This window comes from Pseudomonas shahriarae, assembly GCF_014268455.2.
Lineage (GTDB): Bacteria > Pseudomonadota > Gammaproteobacteria > Pseudomonadales > Pseudomonadaceae > Aquipseudomonas > Aquipseudomonas shahriarae.
In genome coordinates this window covers 3,745,652-3,764,736 of record NZ_CP077085.1, presented here as the reverse complement: position 1 = coordinate 3,764,736, position 19,085 = coordinate 3,745,652, and the positions used below count along the sequence as shown (strand labels likewise).

The following is a 19,085-nucleotide window of genomic DNA, read 5'->3' as shown; positions in this document are numbered from 1 at the left end:
ACGCCGAGAATAGGCTAGGTAAATTATCAGCGCTGTTCTAGCATCGTTTGCATGACCTAAACAACCTCTCCAAGAAGGGAGCTGCTCATGGATTTTGCCTATTCGCCCAAGGTTCAGGAACTGCGTGAACGCGTCACCGCGTTTATGGATGCTTACGTTTACCCTGCCGAGCCAGTGTTTGAACGCCAGGTCAGCGAAGGTGACCGCTGGCAGCCCACTGCGATTATGGAAGAGCTCAAGGCCAAGGCTAAGGCCGAAGGCCTGTGGAACCTGTTCCTGCCGGAATCCGAACTGGGCGCTGGCCTGACCAACCTGGAATACGCGCCGCTCGCCGAAATCATGGGCCGCTCCCTGCTGGGGCCGGAGCCGTTCAATTGCTCGGCGCCCGACACCGGCAATATGGAAGTGCTGGTGCGCTACGCCAACGAAGGGCAGAAACAACGCTGGCTGGAGCCCCTGCTGCGTGGCGAGATCCGCTCGGCGTTCGCCATGACCGAACCCGATGTGGCGTCTTCCGACGCCACCAACATGGCCGCCCGCGCCGAGCGCCAGGGTGACGAGTGGGTGATCAACGGTAAGAAGTGGTGGACCTCCGGCGCGTGCGACCCGCGCTGCAAGATCCTGATCTTCATGGGCCTGAGCAACCCGGATGCGCCGCGCCACCAGCAGCACTCGATGATCCTGGTACCGGTGGATGCGCCCGGGGTGAAAATCGTCCGGCCGCTGCCGGTGTTCGGCTACGACGACGCGCCCCATGGGCATGCCGAAGTCCTGTTTGACAACGTGCGTGTGCCGTACGAAAACGTCCTGCTGGGTGAAGGCCGCGGCTTTGAAATTGCCCAGGGGCGCCTTGGCCCGGGCCGTATCCATCACTGCATGCGCTCGATTGGCATGGCTGAACGGGCCCTGGAGTTGATGTGCAAGCGTTCGGTCAGCCGCACCGCCTTTGGCAAACCGCTGGCGCGCCTGGGTGGCAATATCGACAAAATCGCCGACTCGCGGATGGAAATCGACATGGCACGCCTGCTGACGTTAAAGGCCGCCTACATGATGGATACGGTCGGCAACAAAGTGGCGAAAAGTGAAATCGCCCAGATCAAGGTCGTGGCGCCGAATGTGGCTCTGAAGGTGATTGACCGGGCGATCCAGATCCATGGCGGTGCCGGGGTCTCCAATGACTTCCCGTTGGCCTACATGTACGCCATGCAACGCACCTTGCGCCTGGCCGACGGCCCGGATGAAGTGCACCGGGCGGCGATTGGCAAGTTCGAGATTGGCAAATATGTGCCTAAAGAACTGATGCGCAGCGGCCAGTAGGACCGAGTCGCCGGTATCGCGGGCAAGCCCGCCCCCACATTGTGATCGCACGCGGTCAGTGTGGGAGCGGGTTTGCCCGCGATTGCGGTGGGCCAATCCACACCCGTCTTCAGGTTTCAATAAACCCAGACCTCCACCCGGCGATTCTTGATCCGCCCCTCATCCACGGTATTCGCCGCTACCGGCATCTCGGCGCCGAAGCCGCGAATATCGCGCAACACCACACCACTTTTGACCAGCTCCCGGCGTACCGCCATTGCCCGCAGCTTGGACAGCAGGTCGGCGCGCTGCGGATCATCCTTGGCGTCACCAAACCCCACCAGCGTGACGCGCTTGTCCCGTTTATCGTGGCTATCTATATAAGCCACCACGCGGGCAAGGTCCTGGCGCGCCTTGTTGTCAAGGCTGGCGCTGCCTTCTTCGAAGCGAAAATTCACCGTCAGGCGCTGCGCCTCGCGGGCAATGGCCTGGTAGTCGGCTGGCATCGGCGCCCGTGGCTGCACGGTAATGGCCTGGACCTGCTGGGCGATAAAGCCATTGGCCGCCACGATGGCCTGGCCTTGGGCGCTCTGGGTAAAGTCCACCAGCGCTTCGGCCCAGGGATTGCTGTTGTTGGGCGGCAGATAGAAAAACAAGCGGCGCGACAGCGGGTAGTCTTCGGTGGCGATCAGGCTGCTCTGCGGCAACATGGCTTGGGAGTCGCCATCGCTGATGGCCACCGCCTTGGCCTGACGCACATAGGGCAGGCCGATAAAACCTATCCCCTGAGGGTCCTGGCTGACTGCATCGGACAATTGCTCGCTCGATTCAAAGCGCTGAGCCTTGCTGTCGAGGGTTTTGCCGCGACGGCTGAGCACCAGCTCCTTGAAGGTGTCGTAGGTGCCGGATTGATCATCGCGAGCATACAGGCGGATCTTCCCGCCGCTGCCGCCCAAGGCTTCCCAGGTGCTGATCTCGCCGCTGAAAATCTTCGCCAGTTGTTCGGTGGTCAACACCTGCAGCGGGTTGCGTGGGTGCAGGATGATTGCCAGGCCATCAATCGCGATCACCTGCTCGGCACCGGGGCTTTTCAGGTCACCCAGGGGCTCGAGGTCCACCAGTTCGCGGTCCTTGATCGGGCGTGACGCGGCCGCCAGGTCGGCCGCGGCCTGTTTCAGCGCGGCAAAGCCGGTGCTGGAACCATGGGCGGCGATCTCGACCAGTACCCGCTTGCCTTGGGGGCTGGTGCCGACGAGGCGCTCTTCGTTGGGGCGGGCGGGTGTTTCGCTGTGTACAGCCTTGAGACCCTGTTGCTCCAGCAAACCCCTGACCAGCGCCGGGCCCAACGCCGCGCCAATGGTGTTGGAGCCCTGGATGCGTAAGGCCGGGCCGTGTTCGGGAAAGGGTAGGGGCGTTGCAGAAACTGTAAGAGGAAAAACGCTGCAAAGTGTCAGCAGGTACAGAACGCGCAGCATCATGCCGGCACCTTCTCAAGCCAAAGGACGTGCGGGCAGATTAAGTCAGTAAGGTTGCCAAAATATGACTGACACCCAGCCGGTCCAAATGTGGGAGCAGGCTTACCTGCGAAGGCGGTGTGTCAGTCAACATATCTATCGACTGACCCAGCGCCATCGCAGGCAAGCCAGCTCCTACATTTTATGGTGTGGTCGCAAAGATCAGCTCAGTTCCAGCCAGATCGGCGCATGGTCCGAGGGTTTTTCCAGGCCGCGCAACTCATAGTCCACACCCGCATCCTTGACTCGTGGCAACAGGCCGTTGGAGGCCATGATCAGGTCGATCCGCAGGCCACGCTTGGGTTCGTCTTCAAAGCCGCGGCTGCGGTAATCGAACCAGCTGAAGCGATCCGCCACGTCCGGGTTGAGGTGACGGAAGCTGTCGGTCAGGCCCCAGTTCTTCAGGCGCGCCATCCACTCGCGTTCTTCCGGCAGGAAGCTGCATTTGCCGGTCTTCAGCCAGCGCTTGGCATTGTCGGCACCGATGCCGATGTCGCAATCCTCGGGGGAAATATTCACGTCGCCCATCACCACCAATGCCTGGTCATTGCTGAACTGGCTCTCCAGCAGGTGCTGCAGATCTTCGTAAAAGCGCTGCTTGGCCGGGAACTTGGTCGGGTGGTCGCGGCTTTCGCCCTGTGGGAAATAGCCATTCATGATGGTGATCGGGTTGCCGTGTTCATCGGCGAAGGTGCCCCAGATAAAGCGGCGCTGGGCATCCTCTTCGTCGCTGGCAAAACCCTTGTGCAGGGCCAGCGGTTCCTGGCGCGAGAGCAGGGCGACGCCGTAGTGGCCTTTCTGCCCGTGGTAGTACACGTGATAGCCCAGGGCCTGGACTTCGGCCAGCGGGAACTGCTCGTCGTGGACTTTGGTTTCCTGCAGGCCGATCACGTCGGGTTGATGTTTGTCGATCAGGGCCGCCAGCTGATGAGGCCGGGCGCGCAGCCCGTTGATATTAAAAGAGACGATTTTCATGGTCGGCAGTCCAGTCTGGCAAAAGGGCGATGCTAGCCGACAAGTCGGACGGGGGCCAGCGTGGCGGTAGGACAGATGCGCTGCTAATGTCTCTCAGGGAGCCAATGGCAGGGAACGACTCCGTTGCCCCGGGCTCGTAACAATAAGAGCGCGACCTTTTTGAGTGGCGCCCAGGGGAGATACGACTGATGCCCGACACCTCGACCGCCGTTGCCCAGGTGCACCTGCTCGATAGCGGCTATTCCCGCGAAGCGCGCTCGCTGCTGTACCACGCCTATCGGCATGAGCCGACCTTTGCCTATCTGTTCGAAGCTGAACGCTCAGGGTACGAGCAGCGGGTCCGCGCGACGGTGCGTGAGCTGGTCAAGCAACACTTTCTCCAGGAACTGCCGGCCATCGGCCTGTTGGTCAATGACCGCCTGATCGGCATCGCCCTGATTGCCCCGCCGCAACGGCGCCTGGGCATCACGGAAAGCTGGGCCTGGCAATTGCGCATGTGGCTGAGCACCGGTTTCAGGTGCACCCGGCGCTACCTCGAATACCATCAGGCGGTGCTGGCGTGCTTGCCATCGGAGTCGGTGCATGTGCTGCCGCTGCTGGGGGTCCACCCGCAATTCCAGGGCAAGCATTACGGCGAGCAACTGTTGGAAGCCGTGCATAACTGGTGCGCCGAAGACCCGCATTCACAAGGGGTGGTGCTGGATACCGGCAATCCGCTGTACCTGGAGTTCTACAAACGCCAGGGCTATGCCGAAGTGGCGGAGGTGGCTGTAGGACCCATTCTGGAGCATGTGTTTTTTCACCCGAATCCCCAGGTGTTACAACCTGCAACGCCTTAACCCAGAATTATTCAGACAATTCCAGGTTCTAAGGTGCTCCTCAGCTCGTGTAGCATCCGCGCCTATGAAGTTTCCAAATAAAATTACCAGCGGCTTGATTCTGCTGTTCACAAGCTGCGGCGCCTTGGCACAAAGCGAACTGGACGTGCGGGTCAAGCCTTCAAACGATGCGCTGAAGGCCAATATCGAAGGCTATATCGGCGGGGTTGGCGAGCGTGACGAAGAGGCCTTGCAGCGCTTCAGTCGCGGCGCCGAGGAGCAGGCGCGCAAGGCCGCCCAGGCACTGGGCTTTTATCAGCCGCAGATTGCCAGTGAGGTAAAGCCCGGCAAGAATCCGCGCCTGATCCTCAGCATTGACCCCGGCGAACCGGTGCATTTACGCAATGTCACGATTCGCGTCGACGGCCCGGCGGCCGAGCTCAAATCCTTCCGTGTGCCCGACAGCAAAGACCTCAAGTCCGGCGCCGTACTCAACCATGGCCATTACGAAGACGCCAAGCGCCTGATCCAGAACCAGGCCTCGCGCTTCGGCTATTTCAGTGGCCGCTTCACTCGTCAGACACTGTCCGTCGACCCCCAGGCGGGCGTGGCCGATATTGAACTGGTCTACGACAGCGGCCCGCGCTACACCCTCGGCAAGGTCAACTTTGCCGGCGATACCCCCTTTGATGAAGAGCTTTTGCAACGCATGGTGCCGTTCAAGAGTGGCGCGCCCTACGATTCCGAACTGATCGCCGAACTGAACCAGGCCCTGCAATCGAGCGGCTATTTCGAGGGCGTGCGCGTGGATGCCGCCCCGGCAGCGGCGGCCAATGATGTGATCCCGGTGGCGGTCCAACTGGAAACCCGTAAACCGCGGACCATGGGCCTGGGCCTGGGTTTTTCCACTGACGTCGGCCCGCGTGGCAAGGCCAACTGGACACGGCACTGGGTCAACCCCCGGGGGCACAGCTATGGCTGGGAGGCCGAGTTGTCGGCGCCCCGGCAGAACGTCGGCCTGTGGTACGACATTCCCCTTGATCCGCCGCTCACCGACAAGCTGCGTTTTGCCGGCGGCTATCAGAATGAAGAGCTGGCCAATACCGACACCCTCAGCAAGCTGCTCACCCTCGGCCCGGAATGGCACAGCAAATTGCCCAGCGGCTGGACACGGGTGATCTCGCTCAAATGGCAGCGCGAAGAATATCGCCTGGGGGACGACTCCGGCTTGAGCAATTTGCTGATGCCCGGTATCAGCTATTCCTACCTGCGCAGCGATAACCGCATCGACCCGCATAATGGCTATCGCCTGCAGTTCGATACCAAGGTGGCCAAGGAAGGGCTGGGCTCTGACACCAACCTGCTGTACGGCACTGCGATGATCAAGGGCTTGACCACCGTGTGGGACAAGCACCGTTTCCTCGGTCGCGCGCAGTTTGGCGGCAGCGCCACCAACGGCTACAAGTCGGTGCCGCCGTCCCTGCGCTTTTTTGCCGGTGGCGACCAAAGTGTGCGTGGCTACGAGTACCAGACCCTGTCCCCGGAAAACAACAAGGGCGACCGCATCGGTGGCCGCTACATGGTGGCCTTGAGCGCCGAGTATCAATATTCCATCGCCGAAAAATGGCGGATCGCGACCTTTGTCGATCAGGGCAACTCCTTTAACACCCTTGAGTTGCCAAGCCTGAAAACCGGGGTCGGCGTCGGCGTGCGCTGGGTGTCTCCGGTCGGCCCGATTCGTCTTGACCTGGCCCATGCCCTGGAAGATCCGGGCGGCATTCGTTTGCACTTTTCCATGGGGCCTGAGCTGTGAAGCGTGGTTTGAAAATAGCGGGTCTGAGTGTGGCAGCGGTCGTTGCCTTGGTGCCGCTGGCGGTGTGGAGCGTACTGGGTACGCAAGTCGGCAGTCGCTGGGCCCTCGGCCAAGTCCCGGGGTTGAGCGTGGAAAACTTCCAGGGCCGTTTGGGTGGGCAATGGAGCGCCGACCAGGTGCTGTGGCAACAAGACAGCAGCCGCGTAGAGCTCAATGCCCCCAAATTCGACTGGTCGCCGGCGTGCCTGCTGCGCATGACCCTGTGCATCCGGCAACTGGACGTGGAGCAGATCAGCCTGCAATTGCCACCCAGCACCGAAGACAGCAGCGGCCCGATTACCCTGCCGGACTTGAACCTGCCCGTGGCGATCGAACTGGGCGACGTGCGCGTCGGCAGCCTGCTGTTCAACGGCAGCGAAGAACTCAAGGGCCTGCAATTGGCCGCGCACTGGACAGCCGAGGGCATGCAGATCAACGCGGTACATCTGCAACGTGACGACCTGGTGCTGGATCTCAGCGGTATGCTGCACCCCGCGGGCGATTGGCCGTTGACCGCGACTGGCAACCTGAGCCTGCCCTATGCCCCGGGCGGCGCGCCGTGGACGGTGGCGCTGAACGTGACCGGTGATCTGCTCAAGACCCTCAAGCTCGACGCCGACAGCACGGGCTACCTGCCGGCCAAACTTAGCGGCGAGCTGCAACCCCTGGTCGAGAACCTGCCAGCACAGTTGCGAATCACCGCCGATGGCTTCAAACCTGCCGCCGACTTGCCGGACACCTTGCAGCTCAACCAACTGGACCTGACTGCCAAGGGCGACCTGGGCAAGGGCTATCAGTTGCTGGGCAAGGCTGTATTACCCGCAGAAAAGGGCCCGGTTGACCTGTTGCTGCAAGGCCGGGTCGATGCCAAGGGCGCGCAGCTCGCCGGCCTGGACCTGAATGCCGGGGACAAGCAAAGCCTCACGCTCAGCGCCCAACTGGATTGGCAGCAGGGCTTCAGCGCAGACGCAAAAATCGACTGGCTGGACTTCCCCTGGCATCGCCTGTATCCGCTGATTGACGAGCCGCAAGTGGTGCTACGCACCTTCAACGGTGAAGTGTCCTACAAGGACGGCAACTACCTGGGCAATCTCAAGGCCGACCTCGATGGCCCGGCCGGCAAATTCAGCCTGATCACGCCGTTCAGTGGCGACCTCAAGCAAGTGTTCCTGCCCGAGCTGAAATTGACCGCTGGCCAGGGCAAGGCCGAAGGGCACTTGAACCTGCAATTTGCCGAGGGCATCGCCTGGGATACGGCGCTGGACCTGTCGGCGTTGAACCCGGCGTACTGGGTCGCAGAATTGCCCGGTACCCTGGCCGGGCCGCTGCGCAGCAAGGGCGAGTTCAAGAACGAACAACTCAAGCTCAACGCCGACCTTGACCTCAAGGGCCGCTTGCGCGGCCAAACGGCGGTGCTGGCCGCCAAGGCCGAAGGCGCGGGCGAGCAGTGGACCCTGGCCAACCTGGATATCCGCCTGGGTGACAACCGCATCAATGGCAGCGGCAGCCTGCAACAGCGCCTGGCCGGGCAGATCGACATCAAGCTCGCACGCCTGGCCCAGCTGTGGCCGCAGTTGCGTGGGCAGGTCAATGGTCGACTCGATGTGGCCGGTACTCTAAAGGCGCCCCAGGGCAAGCTCGACCTCAAGGGCCAGCAACTGGTGTTTGAAGATAACCGCCTGCAAGCCCTCACCCTGGATGCGACGCTTGATAACGCACAACGGGCGAAGATCGACCTCAAGGGCACCGGCATCCAGGCCGGGGATACCCAGCTCGGTACCTTGACCGCCAGCGCCCAGGGCGACATCAAAAACCAGAAAGTCCAACTGGACCTCATGGGCCCCCTGGTCAAACTGGCCCTGGCCCTGGACGGCACGCTCGACAAGGGTAACTGGCGCGGGCGCCTGGCCAGTGGCGAGGTGCAGGCCGGGGGCCAGGACTGGAAGCTGCAGGCCCCGGCGAAAATCGAGCGCATGGCCGATGGCAAGCTGACCTTCGCTGCCCATTGCTGGGTCTCCGGGCCCGCCAGCCTGTGTGGCGAAGACCAGCGACTGATGCCCGATCCCAAGCTGCGTTATCACCTCAAGCAGTTCCCCATCGACAGCCTGGCGCAGTGGCTGCCCAAGGATTTCGCCTGGCAAGGCAAGCTCAACGCCGATATCCAGCTTGACCTGCCGGCCAGCGGCCCTAAAGGCCTGATCGCGGTGGATGCCAGTGGCGGCACGTTGCGGGTCAAGGACAAGGACCAGTGGCTGGACTTCCCCTACGACACCCTCAAACTGGACACCACGCTTAACCCCACGCGCATTGATACCCAGCTGAATTTCCGCGGTGGCAAGCTCGGCGAGTTGCTGCTGCAGGCGCAGATCAACCCGCTGGCGAAAAACAAGCCGATCTCCGGCAACTTCAGCCTTACCGGCCTGGACCTGGCGGTAGCGCGGCCGTTTGTGCCGATGGTGGAAAAACTCAATGGCAAGCTCAATGGCAGCGGGCGCATCTCCGGCGGCTTGTTGGCGCCGCAGGTCAACGGCAACGTCAACCTGATCGCCGGCGAGATTTCCGGACCCGAACTGCCCATCAGCCTTGAAGGCCTGAACGTGCAGGCCCTGATCGCCGGCGAAAGCGTGCAGCTCAACGGCGGTTGGCGCAGTGGCAAGGCCGGGCAGGGCAGCCTCAAGGGGCAGATCGACTGGGGCCGGGCCCTGGCCGTTGACCTCAGCCTGCAAGGCTCGCAACTGCCGGTCACGGTCGAGCCCTACGCCGAACTGGAAGTGGCGCCTGACCTGAAGATCACGCTCAAGGACGACAAGTTGGCGATTGCCGGCAATGTGCACATCCCGCGCGGTGATATCACTGTGCGCGAACTGCCGCCATCGACGGTCAAGGTCTCGGATGACACGGTGATCGTCGGCAGCCAGACCGAAGAGGGCAAGCCGCCGATGGCCATCGCCATGGACATCAACGTGGTCGTGGGCGAGGACCAGCTCAACTTTGCCGGTTTCGGCCTGACCGCCAAGGTCCAGGGCCAGGTGCATATCGGCGATAACCTGGACACCCGTGGCGAGCTGTGGCTCAACGACGGGCGCTACCGCGCCTATGGCCAGAGGCTGGATGTGCGGCGTGCGCGCCTGCTGTTTGCCGGGCCGCTGGACCAGCCATACCTGGATATCGAAGCCATCCGCAAGACCAACGACGTGATCGCCGGTATCCGCCTGAGCGGCAGTGCCGAGCAGCCGACCACGCAGATCTTCTCGGAGCCGGCCATGAGCCAGGAGCAGGCGCTGTCCTACCTGGTGCTGGGCCGTCCGTTGAGCACCACCGGCGAAGACAACAATATGCTGGCGCAAGCGGCACTGGGCCTGGGCTTGATGGGCAGTGCCGGCGTGACCTCGGACATTGCCAAGAACCTGGGGATCCAGGACTTTGAGCTGGACACCCAGGGCAGCGGCACCAACACGGCAGTGGTGGCCAGCGGCAAGATCACCGAGAAACTCAGCCTGCGTTACGGGGTCGGGGTGTTCGAGCCGGCCAGCACCATTGCCTTGCGTTACCTGTTGAGCAAGAGGGTGTACCTGGAAGTGGCCAGCGGCGTGGCCAGTTCATTGGATATCTTCTACAAGCGGGATTTCTGAGGGTTAAAGGCACATCAAGTGGTGGGAGCTGGCTTGCCAGCTCCCACCATTTTTTTGGGGTGCATTCAGCGCTTGATTACCAAGCAACCTAACTATTTATTTGACATTCGCTGCCTAGGCAGTAATATTTCGTCACACATTCACTGCCTAGGCAGTAATAAGGTGACTCCCGATGGAACACTTCACCCCGGAAAACTTCCATAACTGCCATCTCGGGCTGTTGCTGGGGCGCGCCGCGATTCTCAAAGACCGCATCATCGACACCCATATGGAACCCCACGGCATCACTGCCGCGCAGTTCAAGGTGTTGATCATCATGGCCCAGTTCGGCGTCGATACCCCGGCGGAGCTGTGCCGCAACCTGTCCCTGGACAGTGGCTCGATGACTCGCATGCTCGACCGCCTGGAGCAAAAAGACCTGCTGGCGCGCAAGCGCTCCGAGCAGGACCGGCGCCAGGTGCAACTGGTGCTGACTGCAGAAGGCCAGCGCCTGGCGGACATGCTGCCGCAGATCGGCGCCCAGGCCCTGAACCAGTTGGCTGGCGCACTCGAACCGGGGGAGTTGCAGACCCTGGAGCACATCCTGAAGAAAATCCTGATCGCTGCGGGTGATCCCATCACGTTGCAGCGGGTCGGGACTCAATGAACACGCCAGTCACGCGCGCTGAATAACGCAAGGTACTTGTCATGGCTACTGCCCAAGCAAACAACACCGCACACTCCCAACCCAACGACGGCAACCCGCGCAAACGCAAAATCATGTTGCTGGGCCTGGCGCTGATCGTCGTCCTTTGCGTCCTGGGCGTGTGGGGCTGGCACGAGCTGTATGGCCGTTGGAGCGAAAGTACCGACGATGCGTACGTGAATGGCAACGTGGTGGAAATCACCCCGCTGGTCACCGGTACCGTGGTCAGCATTGGCGCCGACGATGGCGACCTGGTCCACGAAGGCCAGGTGCTGATCAACTTCGACCCCAACGACGCCGCCGTCGGCCTGCAAAGTGCCCAGGCCAACCTGGCGCGCACGGTACGTCAGGTGCGTGGCTTGTACAGCAATGTGGATGGCATGAAAGCCCAGGTACAGGCGCAAAAAGCCCAGGTGCAAACCGCCCAGGACAACTTCAACCGCCGCAGAATCCTCGCCCAGGGCGGCGCGATTTCCCTGGAAGAACTGTCCCACGCCCGCGATGCCCTGAGCGCGGCGAGCAACTCACTGGCCAACCTGCAACAGCAACTCAATACCTCCACTGCGTTGGTGGATGACACGGTGATTTCGTCCCACCCGGATGTGCAGGCCGCTGCCGCGCAACTGCGCCAGGCCTACCTGACCAATGCGCGCAGCACCCTGATCGCACCGGTCACCGGCTACGTCGCCAAGCGCACCGTGCAACTGGGCCAGCGGGTCGAGCCGGGTACCGCGTTGATGGCGGTGATTCCCCTGGACCAACTGTGGATCGACGCCAACTTCAAGGAAACCCAACTGCGCCAGATGCGCATTGGCCAGCCGGTGGATATCGAGGCCGATCTCTACGGCAGCGACGTGAAGTACAGCGGCACCGTCGACAGCCTCGGCGCCGGTACCGGCAGCGCCTTTGCCTTGCTGCCGGCCCAGAACGCCACCGGCAACTGGATCAAGATCGTGCAGCGGGTTCCGGTGCGCATCCATATCAATGCCCAGGAGTTGGCCCAGCACCCGTTGCGGGTGGGCTTGTCGACCCAGGTGGAAGTCAATCTGCACGACCAGAGTGGCCCGGTACTGGCGCAACAACCGCCGCAAAAAGCCTCGTTCACCACCACCGTGTATGACCGCCAGTTGGCCGAGGCCGACGCGATGATCACCCAGTTGATCCATGACAACAGCGTGGCCGCGCCCAAGGCAGCACAACGCTGATGAGCAATAACGCCTCGTTCACGCCACCCAGCTTGCTGATGGCCACCATTGGCCTGTCCCTGGCGACCTTTATGCAGGTGCTCGACACCACCATCGCCAACGTGGCGTTGCCGACCATTTCCGGCAACCTGGGCGTGAGTTCGGAGCAGGGCACCTGGGTCATCACCTCTTTTGCCGTAAGCAATGCCATTGCGCTGCCATTGACCGGCTGGTTGAGCCGGCGCTTTGGTGAGGTGAAGCTGTTTTTGTGGGCGACCGTCCTGTTTGTGCTGGCCTCGTTCCTGTGTGGTGTCTCCACCTCGATGCCCGAGTTGATCGGCTTTCGCGTGCTGCAAGGCTTGGTGGCGGGCCCGTTGTATCCAATGACCCAAACCTTGCTGATTGCGGTCTATCCCCCCGCCAGGCGCGGCATGGCCTTGGCGTTGCTGGCGATGGTCACGGTGGTCGCGCCCATTGCCGGGCCTATTCTTGGCGGCTGGATTACCGACAGCTACAGCTGGCCGTGGATCTTCTTTATCAACGTGCCCATCGGGATATTTGCGGTGATGGTGGTGCGTGCGCAGCTCAAGAAACGCCCGGTGGTCACCAGTCATCAGCCGATGGACTATGTCGGGCTGCTGAGCTTGATCGTCGGGGTCGGTGCCTTGCAGATCATCCTCGACAAGGGCAATGACCTGGACTGGTTCGAATCCAATTTCATCATCATCGGCGCGGCCATTTCGGTGATCGCCCTGGCGGTGTTTGTGATCTGGGAAATGACCGACAAGCACCCAGTGGTCAACCTGCGCCTGTTTGCCCATCGCAACTTCCGCATCGGCACCATCGTCTTGGTGCTGGGCTACGCCGGGTTCTTTGGTATCAACCTGATCCTGCCGCAATGGCTGCAGACGCAGATGGGCTACACCGCGACCTGGGCCGGGCTGGCGGTGGCGCCGATCGGCATCCTGCCGGTGCTGATGTCGCCCTTTGTCGGCAAGTACGCGCACAAGTTCGACTTGCGGCTGCTGGCCGGCCTGGCGTTCCTGGCGATCGGCCTGAGCTGCTTCATGCGCGCCGGCTTCACCAATGAAGTGGACTTCCAGCATATCGCCCTGGTGCAGCTGTTCATGGGTATCGGCGTGGCGCTGTTCTTTATGCCGACCTTGAGCATCCTGATGTCCGACCTGCCGCCGCACCAGATCGCCGACGGCGCAGGCCTGGCGACCTTCCTGCGGACCCTGGGCGGCAGCTTTGCGGCATCGCTGACCACCTGGATCTGGATTCGCCGCGCGGACCAGCACCATGCCTATATGAGCGAGAGTATGAGCGTGTACGACTCGGCTACCCGCGATGCGCTGAACACCCTGGGCGGTGCGGGGCACAAGGCCTATGCGCAACTGGACCAGATCCTCACCAGCCAGGCGTACATGATGTCCACCGTGGATTACTTCACGCTGCTGGGGTGGATGTTCATGGGCTTGATCCTGCTGGTGTGGCTGGCCAAGCCGCCGTTTACTGCGAAGGCGGGGCCGGCGGCATCAGGGCACTGATCTTGACGTGTTCGCGGTTAGAAATGTGGGAGCAAGCCCGCTCCCACATTTGCTTCGTGTTGTTTGCAAGTCAGGCGCCAGGCAACGCCAACTGCGGATTGACGAAGTCAAACGCCGCCAGTTGAAACCCTTGCTCATCCACCTGCAACGCCCAACCCTGCTTGTCCCAATCTCCCAGCACAATGCGCTTGGCCGCCTGCTCGCCAATCTGCAACTTGTGAATGGCCGGGCGGTGGGTGTGGCCGTGGACCAGGGTGCGCACGCCGAAGGCTTGCATCACCCGTGGCACTTCCTCGGGCGTTACATCGACAATATCGTTGGCCTTCATGCGTACCTGGGCACGGCTTTCACTGCGCAGCTTGTGCGCCAGTTTATGGCGGGTGCGCAAGGGCAGGTGGCGCAGGATAAACAGCACGATGGGATTACGCAGGATGCGCCGCAGCTTCATATAGCCGAGGTCGCGGGTACACAGGCTGTCGCCGTGCATCAACAGCACGGGCTCGCCATACAGCTGCACGACGGTAGGGTCCTTGAGCAACGTTGCGCCTGCGGCTTTGCAGAACGCCTTGCCGATCAGGAAATCCCGGTTGCCGTGCATCAGGAATACTTGGGTGCCACTGTCGCTCAGCTCACGTAGAGCCGCGCAAATCGAACGCTGGAACGGGGTCATGCCATCGTCACCAATCCAGGCTTCGAAAAAGTCCCCCAGGATGTACAACGCTTGCGCGCCACGGGCGCGGCCGTGGAGTAAATCCAGAAACGCCCGGGTAATGTCCGGGCGCTCCTCTTCCAGATGCAAGTCTGAAATCAGCAGTATCACGCAACGATCTCGGCTTTCTCGATGATCACGTCTTCTGCTGGTACGTCCTGGTGACCGCTTTTCGTGGTGGTGGAAACACCCTTGATCTTGTCCACGACGTCGGTGCCTTCGGTGACTTTACCGAATACCGCGTAGCCCCAACCCTGTACGGTCTTGGCGCTGTGGTTGAGGAAACCGTTGTCAGCCACGTTGATGAAAAACTGCGCGGAGGCCGAATGCGGCTCCATGGTACGGGCCATGGCGACGGTGTACTTGTCGTTGGAAAGACCGTTGTCCGCTTCGTTCTGGATGCTTGGACGCTTGTCTTTCTTTTCTTTCATGCCAGGCTCGAAACCGCCGCCCTGGACCATGAAGTTGCCGATGACACGGTGGAAAACAGTGTTTTCGTAGTGGCCGGCGTTAACGTACTCGATGAAGTTGGCGACGGTGATCGGCGCTTTCTCGGCGTTCAGCTCGATGACGATGTCACCGTGGTTGGTGGTCAGTTTGACTTGAGTCATGTTCATTACTCTTTTCAGGGAATTCGTGGGTTCGGACGCCTGGGCACCTTACCGGGTTGGCTAAACTGCGGCCAAGGCGCGCAGTTTAGCGTGCCTGTCAGGAATTTCGAGGTGGTTTTTTACCGCCCATGCAATAAATGCAGCAGTTTTTGGCCATGCCCTGTCAGGTGCTTGACGGCATCGGCTATGATAAGCCCTTTGTTTGTCTGGCCCGACCCGGCCACGTACCTGTCTGTTCAAGGATCCTATGAGCAAGCCCACTGTCGACCCTACCTCGAATTCCAAGGCCGGACCTGCCGTCCCGGTCAATTTCCTGCGCCCGATCATCCAGGCGGACCTGGATTCGGGCAAGCACACGCAGATCGTCACCCGTTTCCCACCTGAGCCCAACGGTTACCTGCACATCGGCCACGCCAAGTCGATCTGTGTGAACTTCGGCCTGGCCCAGGAGTTCGGTGGCGTCACGCACCTGCGTTTCGACGACACCAACCCGGCCAAGGAAGACCAGGAATACATCGACGCCATCGAAAGCGACATCAAGTGGCTGGGCTTCGAATGGTCCGGTGAAGTGCGCTACGCCTCCAAGTATTTCGACCAGTTGTTCGACTGGGCCGTGGAGCTGATCAAGGCTGGCAAGGCCTACGTCGACGACCTGACGCCTGAGCAGGCCAAGGAATACCGTGGCACCTTGACCGAGCCGGGCAAGAACAGCCCGTTCCGCGACCGTTCGGTAGAAGAGAACCTGGACTGGTTCACCCGCATGCGCGACGGCGAGTTCCCGGACGGCGCCCGTGTATTGCGGGCCAAGATCGACATGGCCTCGCCGAACATGAACCTGCGCGACCCGATCATGTACCGCATCCGCCACGCCCATCACCACCAGACCGGTGACAAGTGGTGCATATACCCCAACTACGACTTCACCCACGGTCAGTCGGACGCCATCGAAGGCATTACCCACTCCATCTGCACCCTGGAGTTCGAAAGCCATCGCCCGCTGTACGAATGGTTCCTCGACAGCCTGCCGGTGCCGGCGCACCCGCGTCAGTACGAATTCAGCCGCCTGAACCTGAACTACACCATCACCAGCAAGCGCAAACTCAAGCAGTTGGTCGATGAGAAGCACGTACATGGCTGGGACGACCCACGCATGTCGACCCTGTCGGGCTTCCGCCGTCGTGGCTACACCCCGGCGTCGATCCGCAATTTCTGCGACATGGTCGGCACCAACCGCTCCGACGGCGTGGTTGACTACGGCATGCTCGAGTTCAGCATCCGTCAGGACCTCGACGCGAACGCCCCGCGCGCCATGTGCGTACTGCGTCCGTTGAAAGTCGTGATCACCAACTACCCGCAAGACCAGGTCGAGCACCTCGAACTGCCGCGTCACCCGCAAAAAGAAGAACTGGGCGTGCGCAAGCTGCCGTTCGCCCGTGAAATCTACATCGACCGCGATGACTTCATGGAAGAGCCGCCCAAGGGCTACAAGCGCCTGGAGCCGAATGGCGAAGTGCGCCTGCGTGGCAGCTACGTGATCCGTGCCGACGAAGCCATCAAGGACGCCGATGGCAACATCGTCGAACTGCGTTGCTCCTACGATCCTGAAACCCTGGGCAAGAACCCTGAAGGCCGCAAGGTCAAAGGCGTGGTGCACTGGGTGCCGGCCGCGGCCAGCGTCGAGTGCGAAGTGCGCCTGTACGATCGCCTGTTCCGCTCGCCTAACCCCGAGAAGGCCGAAGACAGCGCCAGCTTCCTGGACAACATCAACCCTGACTCCCTGCAAGTACTTACAGGTTGTCGTGCCGAACCGTCTTTGGGCGACGCACAGCCGGAAGACCGTTTCCAGTTCGAGCGCGAAGGCTACTTCTGCGCGGATATCAAGGACTCGAAACCTGGTCAGCCGGTATTCAACCGTACCGTGACCTTGCGTGATTCGTGGGGCCAGTGATCAAGTCTTAAGGGAAACATCGTGCTAACGATCTACAACACGCTCAGCAAGACCAAAGAAGTCTTCAAGCCGCTGGACGGCAACAAGGTGCGCATGTACGTGTGCGGCATGACCGTGTACGACTACTGCCACATCGGCCACGGCCGCAGCATGGTTGCTTTCGACCTGGTGACCCGCTGGTTGCGTTTCAGCGGCTACGACTTGACGTACGTGCGCAACATCACCGACATCGACGACAAGATCATCAATCGCGCCAATGAAAACGGCGAGTCGTTCGACGCGCTGACCGAGCGCATGATCGCCGCCATGCACGAGGACGAGGCGCGCCTCAATATCCTCAAACCAGACATGGAGCCGCGCGCCACGGACCATATCCCGGGCATGCACGCGATGATCCAGACCTTGATCGACAAGGGCTACGCCTACGCCCCGGGCAATGGCGACGTGTACTACCGCGTCGCCAAGTTCATGGGCTACGGCAAGCTGTCGCGCAAGAAAATCGAAGACCTGCGCATCGGCGCCCGCATCGAAGTCGACGAAGCCAAGCAAGACCCGCTGGACTTCGTGCTGTGGAAAGGCACCAAGCCCGGCGAGCCGAGCTGGGAATCACCCTGGGGCGCCGGGCGTCCGGGCTGGCACATCGAATGCTCGGTGATGTCCACCTGCTGCCTGGGCGAGACGTTCGACATTCATGGCGGCGGCAGCGATCTTGAGTTCCCGCACCACGAAAACGAAATCGCCCAAAGCGAAGCGGCCACCGGCAAGACCTACGCCAACGCGTGGATGCATTGCGGCATGATTCGCATCAATGGCGAGAAGATGTCCAAGTCCTTGAACAACTTCTTCACCATCCGCGACGTGCTGGAAAAGTACCACCCAGAGGTTGTGCGTTATCTGCTGGTATCGAGCCATTACCGCAGTGCCATCAACTACTCGGAAGACAACCTCAAGGACGCCAAGGGCGCCCTGGAGCGGTTCTACCACGCGTTGAAAGGCCTGCCGGTTGTGGCGCCGGCCGGTGGCGAGGCGTTTGTTGAACGCTTCACTACCGTGATGAACGACGACTTCGGCACCCCCGAAGCCTGCGCCGTACTGTTCGAGATGGTCCGCGAGATCAACCGCCTGCGCGAGAGCGATCTCGCCGCAGCGGCCGGCCTGGCGGCACGCCTCAAGGAACTGGCCAGCGTGCTGGGCGTGTTGCAAATGGAAGCGGACGACTTCCTGCAAGCCGGCGCCGAAGGGCGTGTGGACGCAGCCGAAGTCGACGCCTTGATCCAGGCCCGCCTGAATGCCCGTGCCAACAAGGACTGGGCAGAATCCGACCGCATCCGCGACCAACTCACCGCCATGGGCGTGGTATTGGAAGACGGCAAGGGCGGGACGACCTGGCGCTTGGCTGACTGACGGCTGATGCCTGCATGAATAAAAACGCCCCGACTGGTTCGGGGCGTTTTTGTTTGTGGCGGTGTTGCGAGTCAACGCTGCTCGATGGCATACCGGCTCTGGACAAAGCCATTGTCCGAGGTACAGGTAGCGATGTGGCGAAGCTCACATTCACGACCGACGTGACTGAACAAGGGAATCCCCTGGCCCAGCAGAATCGGAATGCGGGTGATGATCAACTCACTGAGCAGGCCTGCTTCAAGAAATGCCTGGATGGTCTGGCCTCCGTCGATATAAAGATGTTTCATACCGCGCTCGGCCAGTTGGTCGACGAGCATGCTCACATCGGCTGCCAACACCTCCACCTTGCCCTGTAGGTGCGCAGGAATCTCTAAGGTCTTGTGGGAAAGCGCTATGACCGGCGTGCCCTCATAGGGCCACTCTGGAAAGGACAGTACTTTTTCCAGGGTCTTGCGCCCCATGACCAACCCGTCGACTGTTGCGATGAAGCTTTCATAAGTGATGCCATTCAAGCCCGAACTTTCATATTCCGGTCGGTGCAGCCACTCAATATCCCCATCTGGTCGGGCAATAAAACCGTCAATGCTTGCTGCGATAAAGACGGAACATTTGATCCTCATGGGTGGTAAAACTCCTTTTTTATCAAGTGGAATCAAGACGGTATCACTTTAGCGCCTGCACGTTGGCGGCGAATGGGAGCGACGTGGTGGTTGAGCCGACGCAAGGTCCTCCGAAGCGTTGATCAACAACGTCTTTGGATCTGTTCCTTTGCGCACGATGAAGATGCCATGGCCTTCAGCAGACCGCTTTGTTTCAGTAGGAGGGTTCAGCGGTGAGCCGCTGCGTGAAGCGAGGTTGAGTCTGATGGCGGGCTTGGGCTGTGTTTGATCATGGTAAAGCTCCTAGA

At 61.1% G+C, this 19,085-nt stretch carries 14 protein-coding genes; 9 read left to right on the top strand and 5 right to left on the bottom strand.

Going from position 1 to position 19,085, the window contains the following annotated elements:
• Positions 1-87 precede the first annotated feature (87 nt).
• On the top strand, positions 88-1,317 hold the full coding sequence (locus HU773_RS16610; RefSeq protein WP_120733494.1) for an acyl-CoA dehydrogenase: 1,230 nt from the start codon (positions 88-90) through the stop codon (positions 1,315-1,317).
• 116 nt (positions 1,318-1,433) lie between these two features.
• On the opposite strand, the gene HU773_RS16605 is transcribed toward HU773_RS16610, so the two are convergent.
• Together HU773_RS16605 and xthA are read right to left on the bottom strand one after the other, a co-directional pair.
• Positions 1,434-2,774, bottom strand: a complete 1,341-nt coding sequence (locus HU773_RS16605) for a phosphate ABC transporter substrate-binding/OmpA family protein (RefSeq protein ID WP_186625806.1) — start codon at positions 2,772-2,774, stop codon at positions 1,434-1,436.
• Between the two features lie 198 nt (positions 2,775-2,972).
• Positions 2,973-3,785 (bottom strand): exodeoxyribonuclease III, encoded by an 813-nt coding sequence (gene xthA, locus HU773_RS16600; RefSeq protein ID WP_057441571.1) that lies wholly within the window; start codon positions 3,783-3,785, stop codon positions 2,973-2,975.
• Between the two features lie 188 nt (positions 3,786-3,973).
• Between xthA and HU773_RS16595 the strand changes: the two genes are divergently transcribed.
• The 6 genes from HU773_RS16595 (at position 3,974) to HU773_RS16570 (ending at position 13,506) form a co-directional block, all read left to right on the top strand.
• Complete coding sequence (locus tag HU773_RS16595; protein WP_057441572.1) at positions 3,974-4,624, top strand: GNAT family N-acetyltransferase; 651 nt, start codon at positions 3,974-3,976, stop codon at positions 4,622-4,624.
• A 64-nt stretch (positions 4,625-4,688) separates the two neighbouring features.
• Positions 4,689-6,416, top strand: coding sequence for an autotransporter assembly complex protein TamA (locus HU773_RS16590; protein ID WP_186625805.1), 1,728 nt, complete (start codon positions 4,689-4,691; stop codon positions 6,414-6,416).
• Entirely contained in the window at positions 6,413-10,087 is a 3,675-nt protein-coding gene (locus tag HU773_RS16585) for a translocation/assembly module TamB domain-containing protein (protein WP_186625804.1), read from the top strand. Before HU773_RS16590 ends, HU773_RS16585 begins: the two co-directional genes overlap by 4 nt.
• A 172-nt stretch (positions 10,088-10,259) precedes the next feature.
• Positions 10,260-10,733 carry a MarR family winged helix-turn-helix transcriptional regulator gene (locus HU773_RS16580; protein ID WP_057441577.1) on the top strand — a complete coding sequence of 158 codons (474 nt, stop codon included), beginning with the start codon at positions 10,260-10,262 and terminating at the stop codon, positions 10,731-10,733.
• Between the two features lie 41 nt (positions 10,734-10,774).
• Positions 10,775-11,977 (top strand): HlyD family secretion protein, encoded by a 1,203-nt coding sequence (locus tag HU773_RS16575; protein WP_115128488.1) that lies wholly within the window; start codon positions 10,775-10,777, stop codon positions 11,975-11,977.
• Entirely contained in the window at positions 11,977-13,506 is a 1,530-nt protein-coding gene (locus tag HU773_RS16570; RefSeq protein WP_057441580.1) for a DHA2 family efflux MFS transporter permease subunit, read from the top strand. The genes HU773_RS16575 and HU773_RS16570 overlap by 1 nt, the downstream gene beginning before the upstream one ends.
• Positions 13,507-13,576: 70 nt before the next feature.
• Here the strand turns inward: HU773_RS16570 and lpxH are convergent, their stop codons facing one another.
• Positions 13,577-14,326, bottom strand: coding sequence for a UDP-2,3-diacylglucosamine diphosphatase (gene lpxH, locus HU773_RS16565; RefSeq protein WP_057960031.1), 750 nt, complete (start codon positions 14,324-14,326; stop codon positions 13,577-13,579).
• Positions 14,323-14,826, bottom strand: coding sequence for a peptidylprolyl isomerase (locus tag HU773_RS16560; RefSeq protein ID WP_057441582.1), 504 nt, complete (start codon positions 14,824-14,826; stop codon positions 14,323-14,325). The genes lpxH and HU773_RS16560 overlap by 4 nt, the downstream gene beginning before the upstream one ends.
• A 247-nt stretch (positions 14,827-15,073) precedes the next feature.
• Here HU773_RS16560 and HU773_RS16555 point away from each other — a divergent pair, with 247 nt between their 5' ends.
• Together HU773_RS16555 and cysS are read left to right on the top strand one after the other, a co-directional pair.
• A complete protein-coding gene (locus tag HU773_RS16555; RefSeq protein WP_057960030.1) occupies positions 15,074-16,774 on the top strand; it encodes a glutamine--tRNA ligase/YqeY domain fusion protein in 1,701 nt (566 codons plus the stop codon).
• A gap of 21 nt (positions 16,775-16,795) precedes the next feature.
• A complete protein-coding gene (gene cysS / locus HU773_RS16550; RefSeq protein ID WP_057441584.1) occupies positions 16,796-18,178 on the top strand; it encodes a cysteine--tRNA ligase in 1,383 nt (460 codons plus the stop codon).
• 71 nt (positions 18,179-18,249) lie between these two features.
• Here the strand turns inward: cysS and HU773_RS16545 are convergent, their stop codons facing one another.
• The gene (locus HU773_RS16545) at positions 18,250-18,798 is read right to left on the bottom strand and encodes a dihydrofolate reductase family protein (RefSeq protein ID WP_186625803.1); all 549 of its coding nucleotides are present in this window, start codon (positions 18,796-18,798) and stop codon (positions 18,250-18,252) included.
• Positions 18,799-19,085 lie beyond the last annotated feature (287 nt).

Excerpts from the sequence above, each read along its gene's own strand:
- HU773_RS16595 (WP_057441572.1), top strand. The coding sequence starts at position 3,974 with ATGCCCGACACCTCGACCGCCGTTGCCCAGGTGCACCTGCTCGATAGC.
- HU773_RS16545 (WP_186625803.1), bottom strand. The coding sequence starts at position 18,798 with ATGAGGATCAAATGTTCCGTCTTTATCGCAGCAAGCATTGACGGTTTT.
- HU773_RS16590 (WP_186625805.1), top strand. The coding sequence starts at position 4,689 with ATGAAGTTTCCAAATAAAATTACCAGCGGCTTGATTCTGCTGTTCACA.
- HU773_RS16570 (WP_057441580.1), top strand. The coding sequence starts at position 11,977 with ATGAGCAATAACGCCTCGTTCACGCCACCCAGCTTGCTGATGGCCACC.
- xthA (WP_057441571.1), bottom strand. The coding sequence starts at position 3,785 with ATGAAAATCGTCTCTTTTAATATCAACGGGCTGCGCGCCCGGCCTCAT.
- HU773_RS16575 (WP_115128488.1), top strand. The coding sequence starts at position 10,775 with ATGGCTACTGCCCAAGCAAACAACACCGCACACTCCCAACCCAACGAC.
- HU773_RS16610 (WP_120733494.1), top strand. The coding sequence starts at position 88 with ATGGATTTTGCCTATTCGCCCAAGGTTCAGGAACTGCGTGAACGCGTC.
- HU773_RS16560 (WP_057441582.1), bottom strand. The coding sequence starts at position 14,826 with ATGACTCAAGTCAAACTGACCACCAACCACGGTGACATCGTCATCGAG.
- HU773_RS16555 (WP_057960030.1), top strand. The coding sequence starts at position 15,074 with ATGAGCAAGCCCACTGTCGACCCTACCTCGAATTCCAAGGCCGGACCT.
- HU773_RS16605 (WP_186625806.1), bottom strand. The coding sequence starts at position 2,774 with ATGATGCTGCGCGTTCTGTACCTGCTGACACTTTGCAGCGTTTTTCCT.
- HU773_RS16580 (WP_057441577.1), top strand. The coding sequence starts at position 10,260 with ATGGAACACTTCACCCCGGAAAACTTCCATAACTGCCATCTCGGGCTG.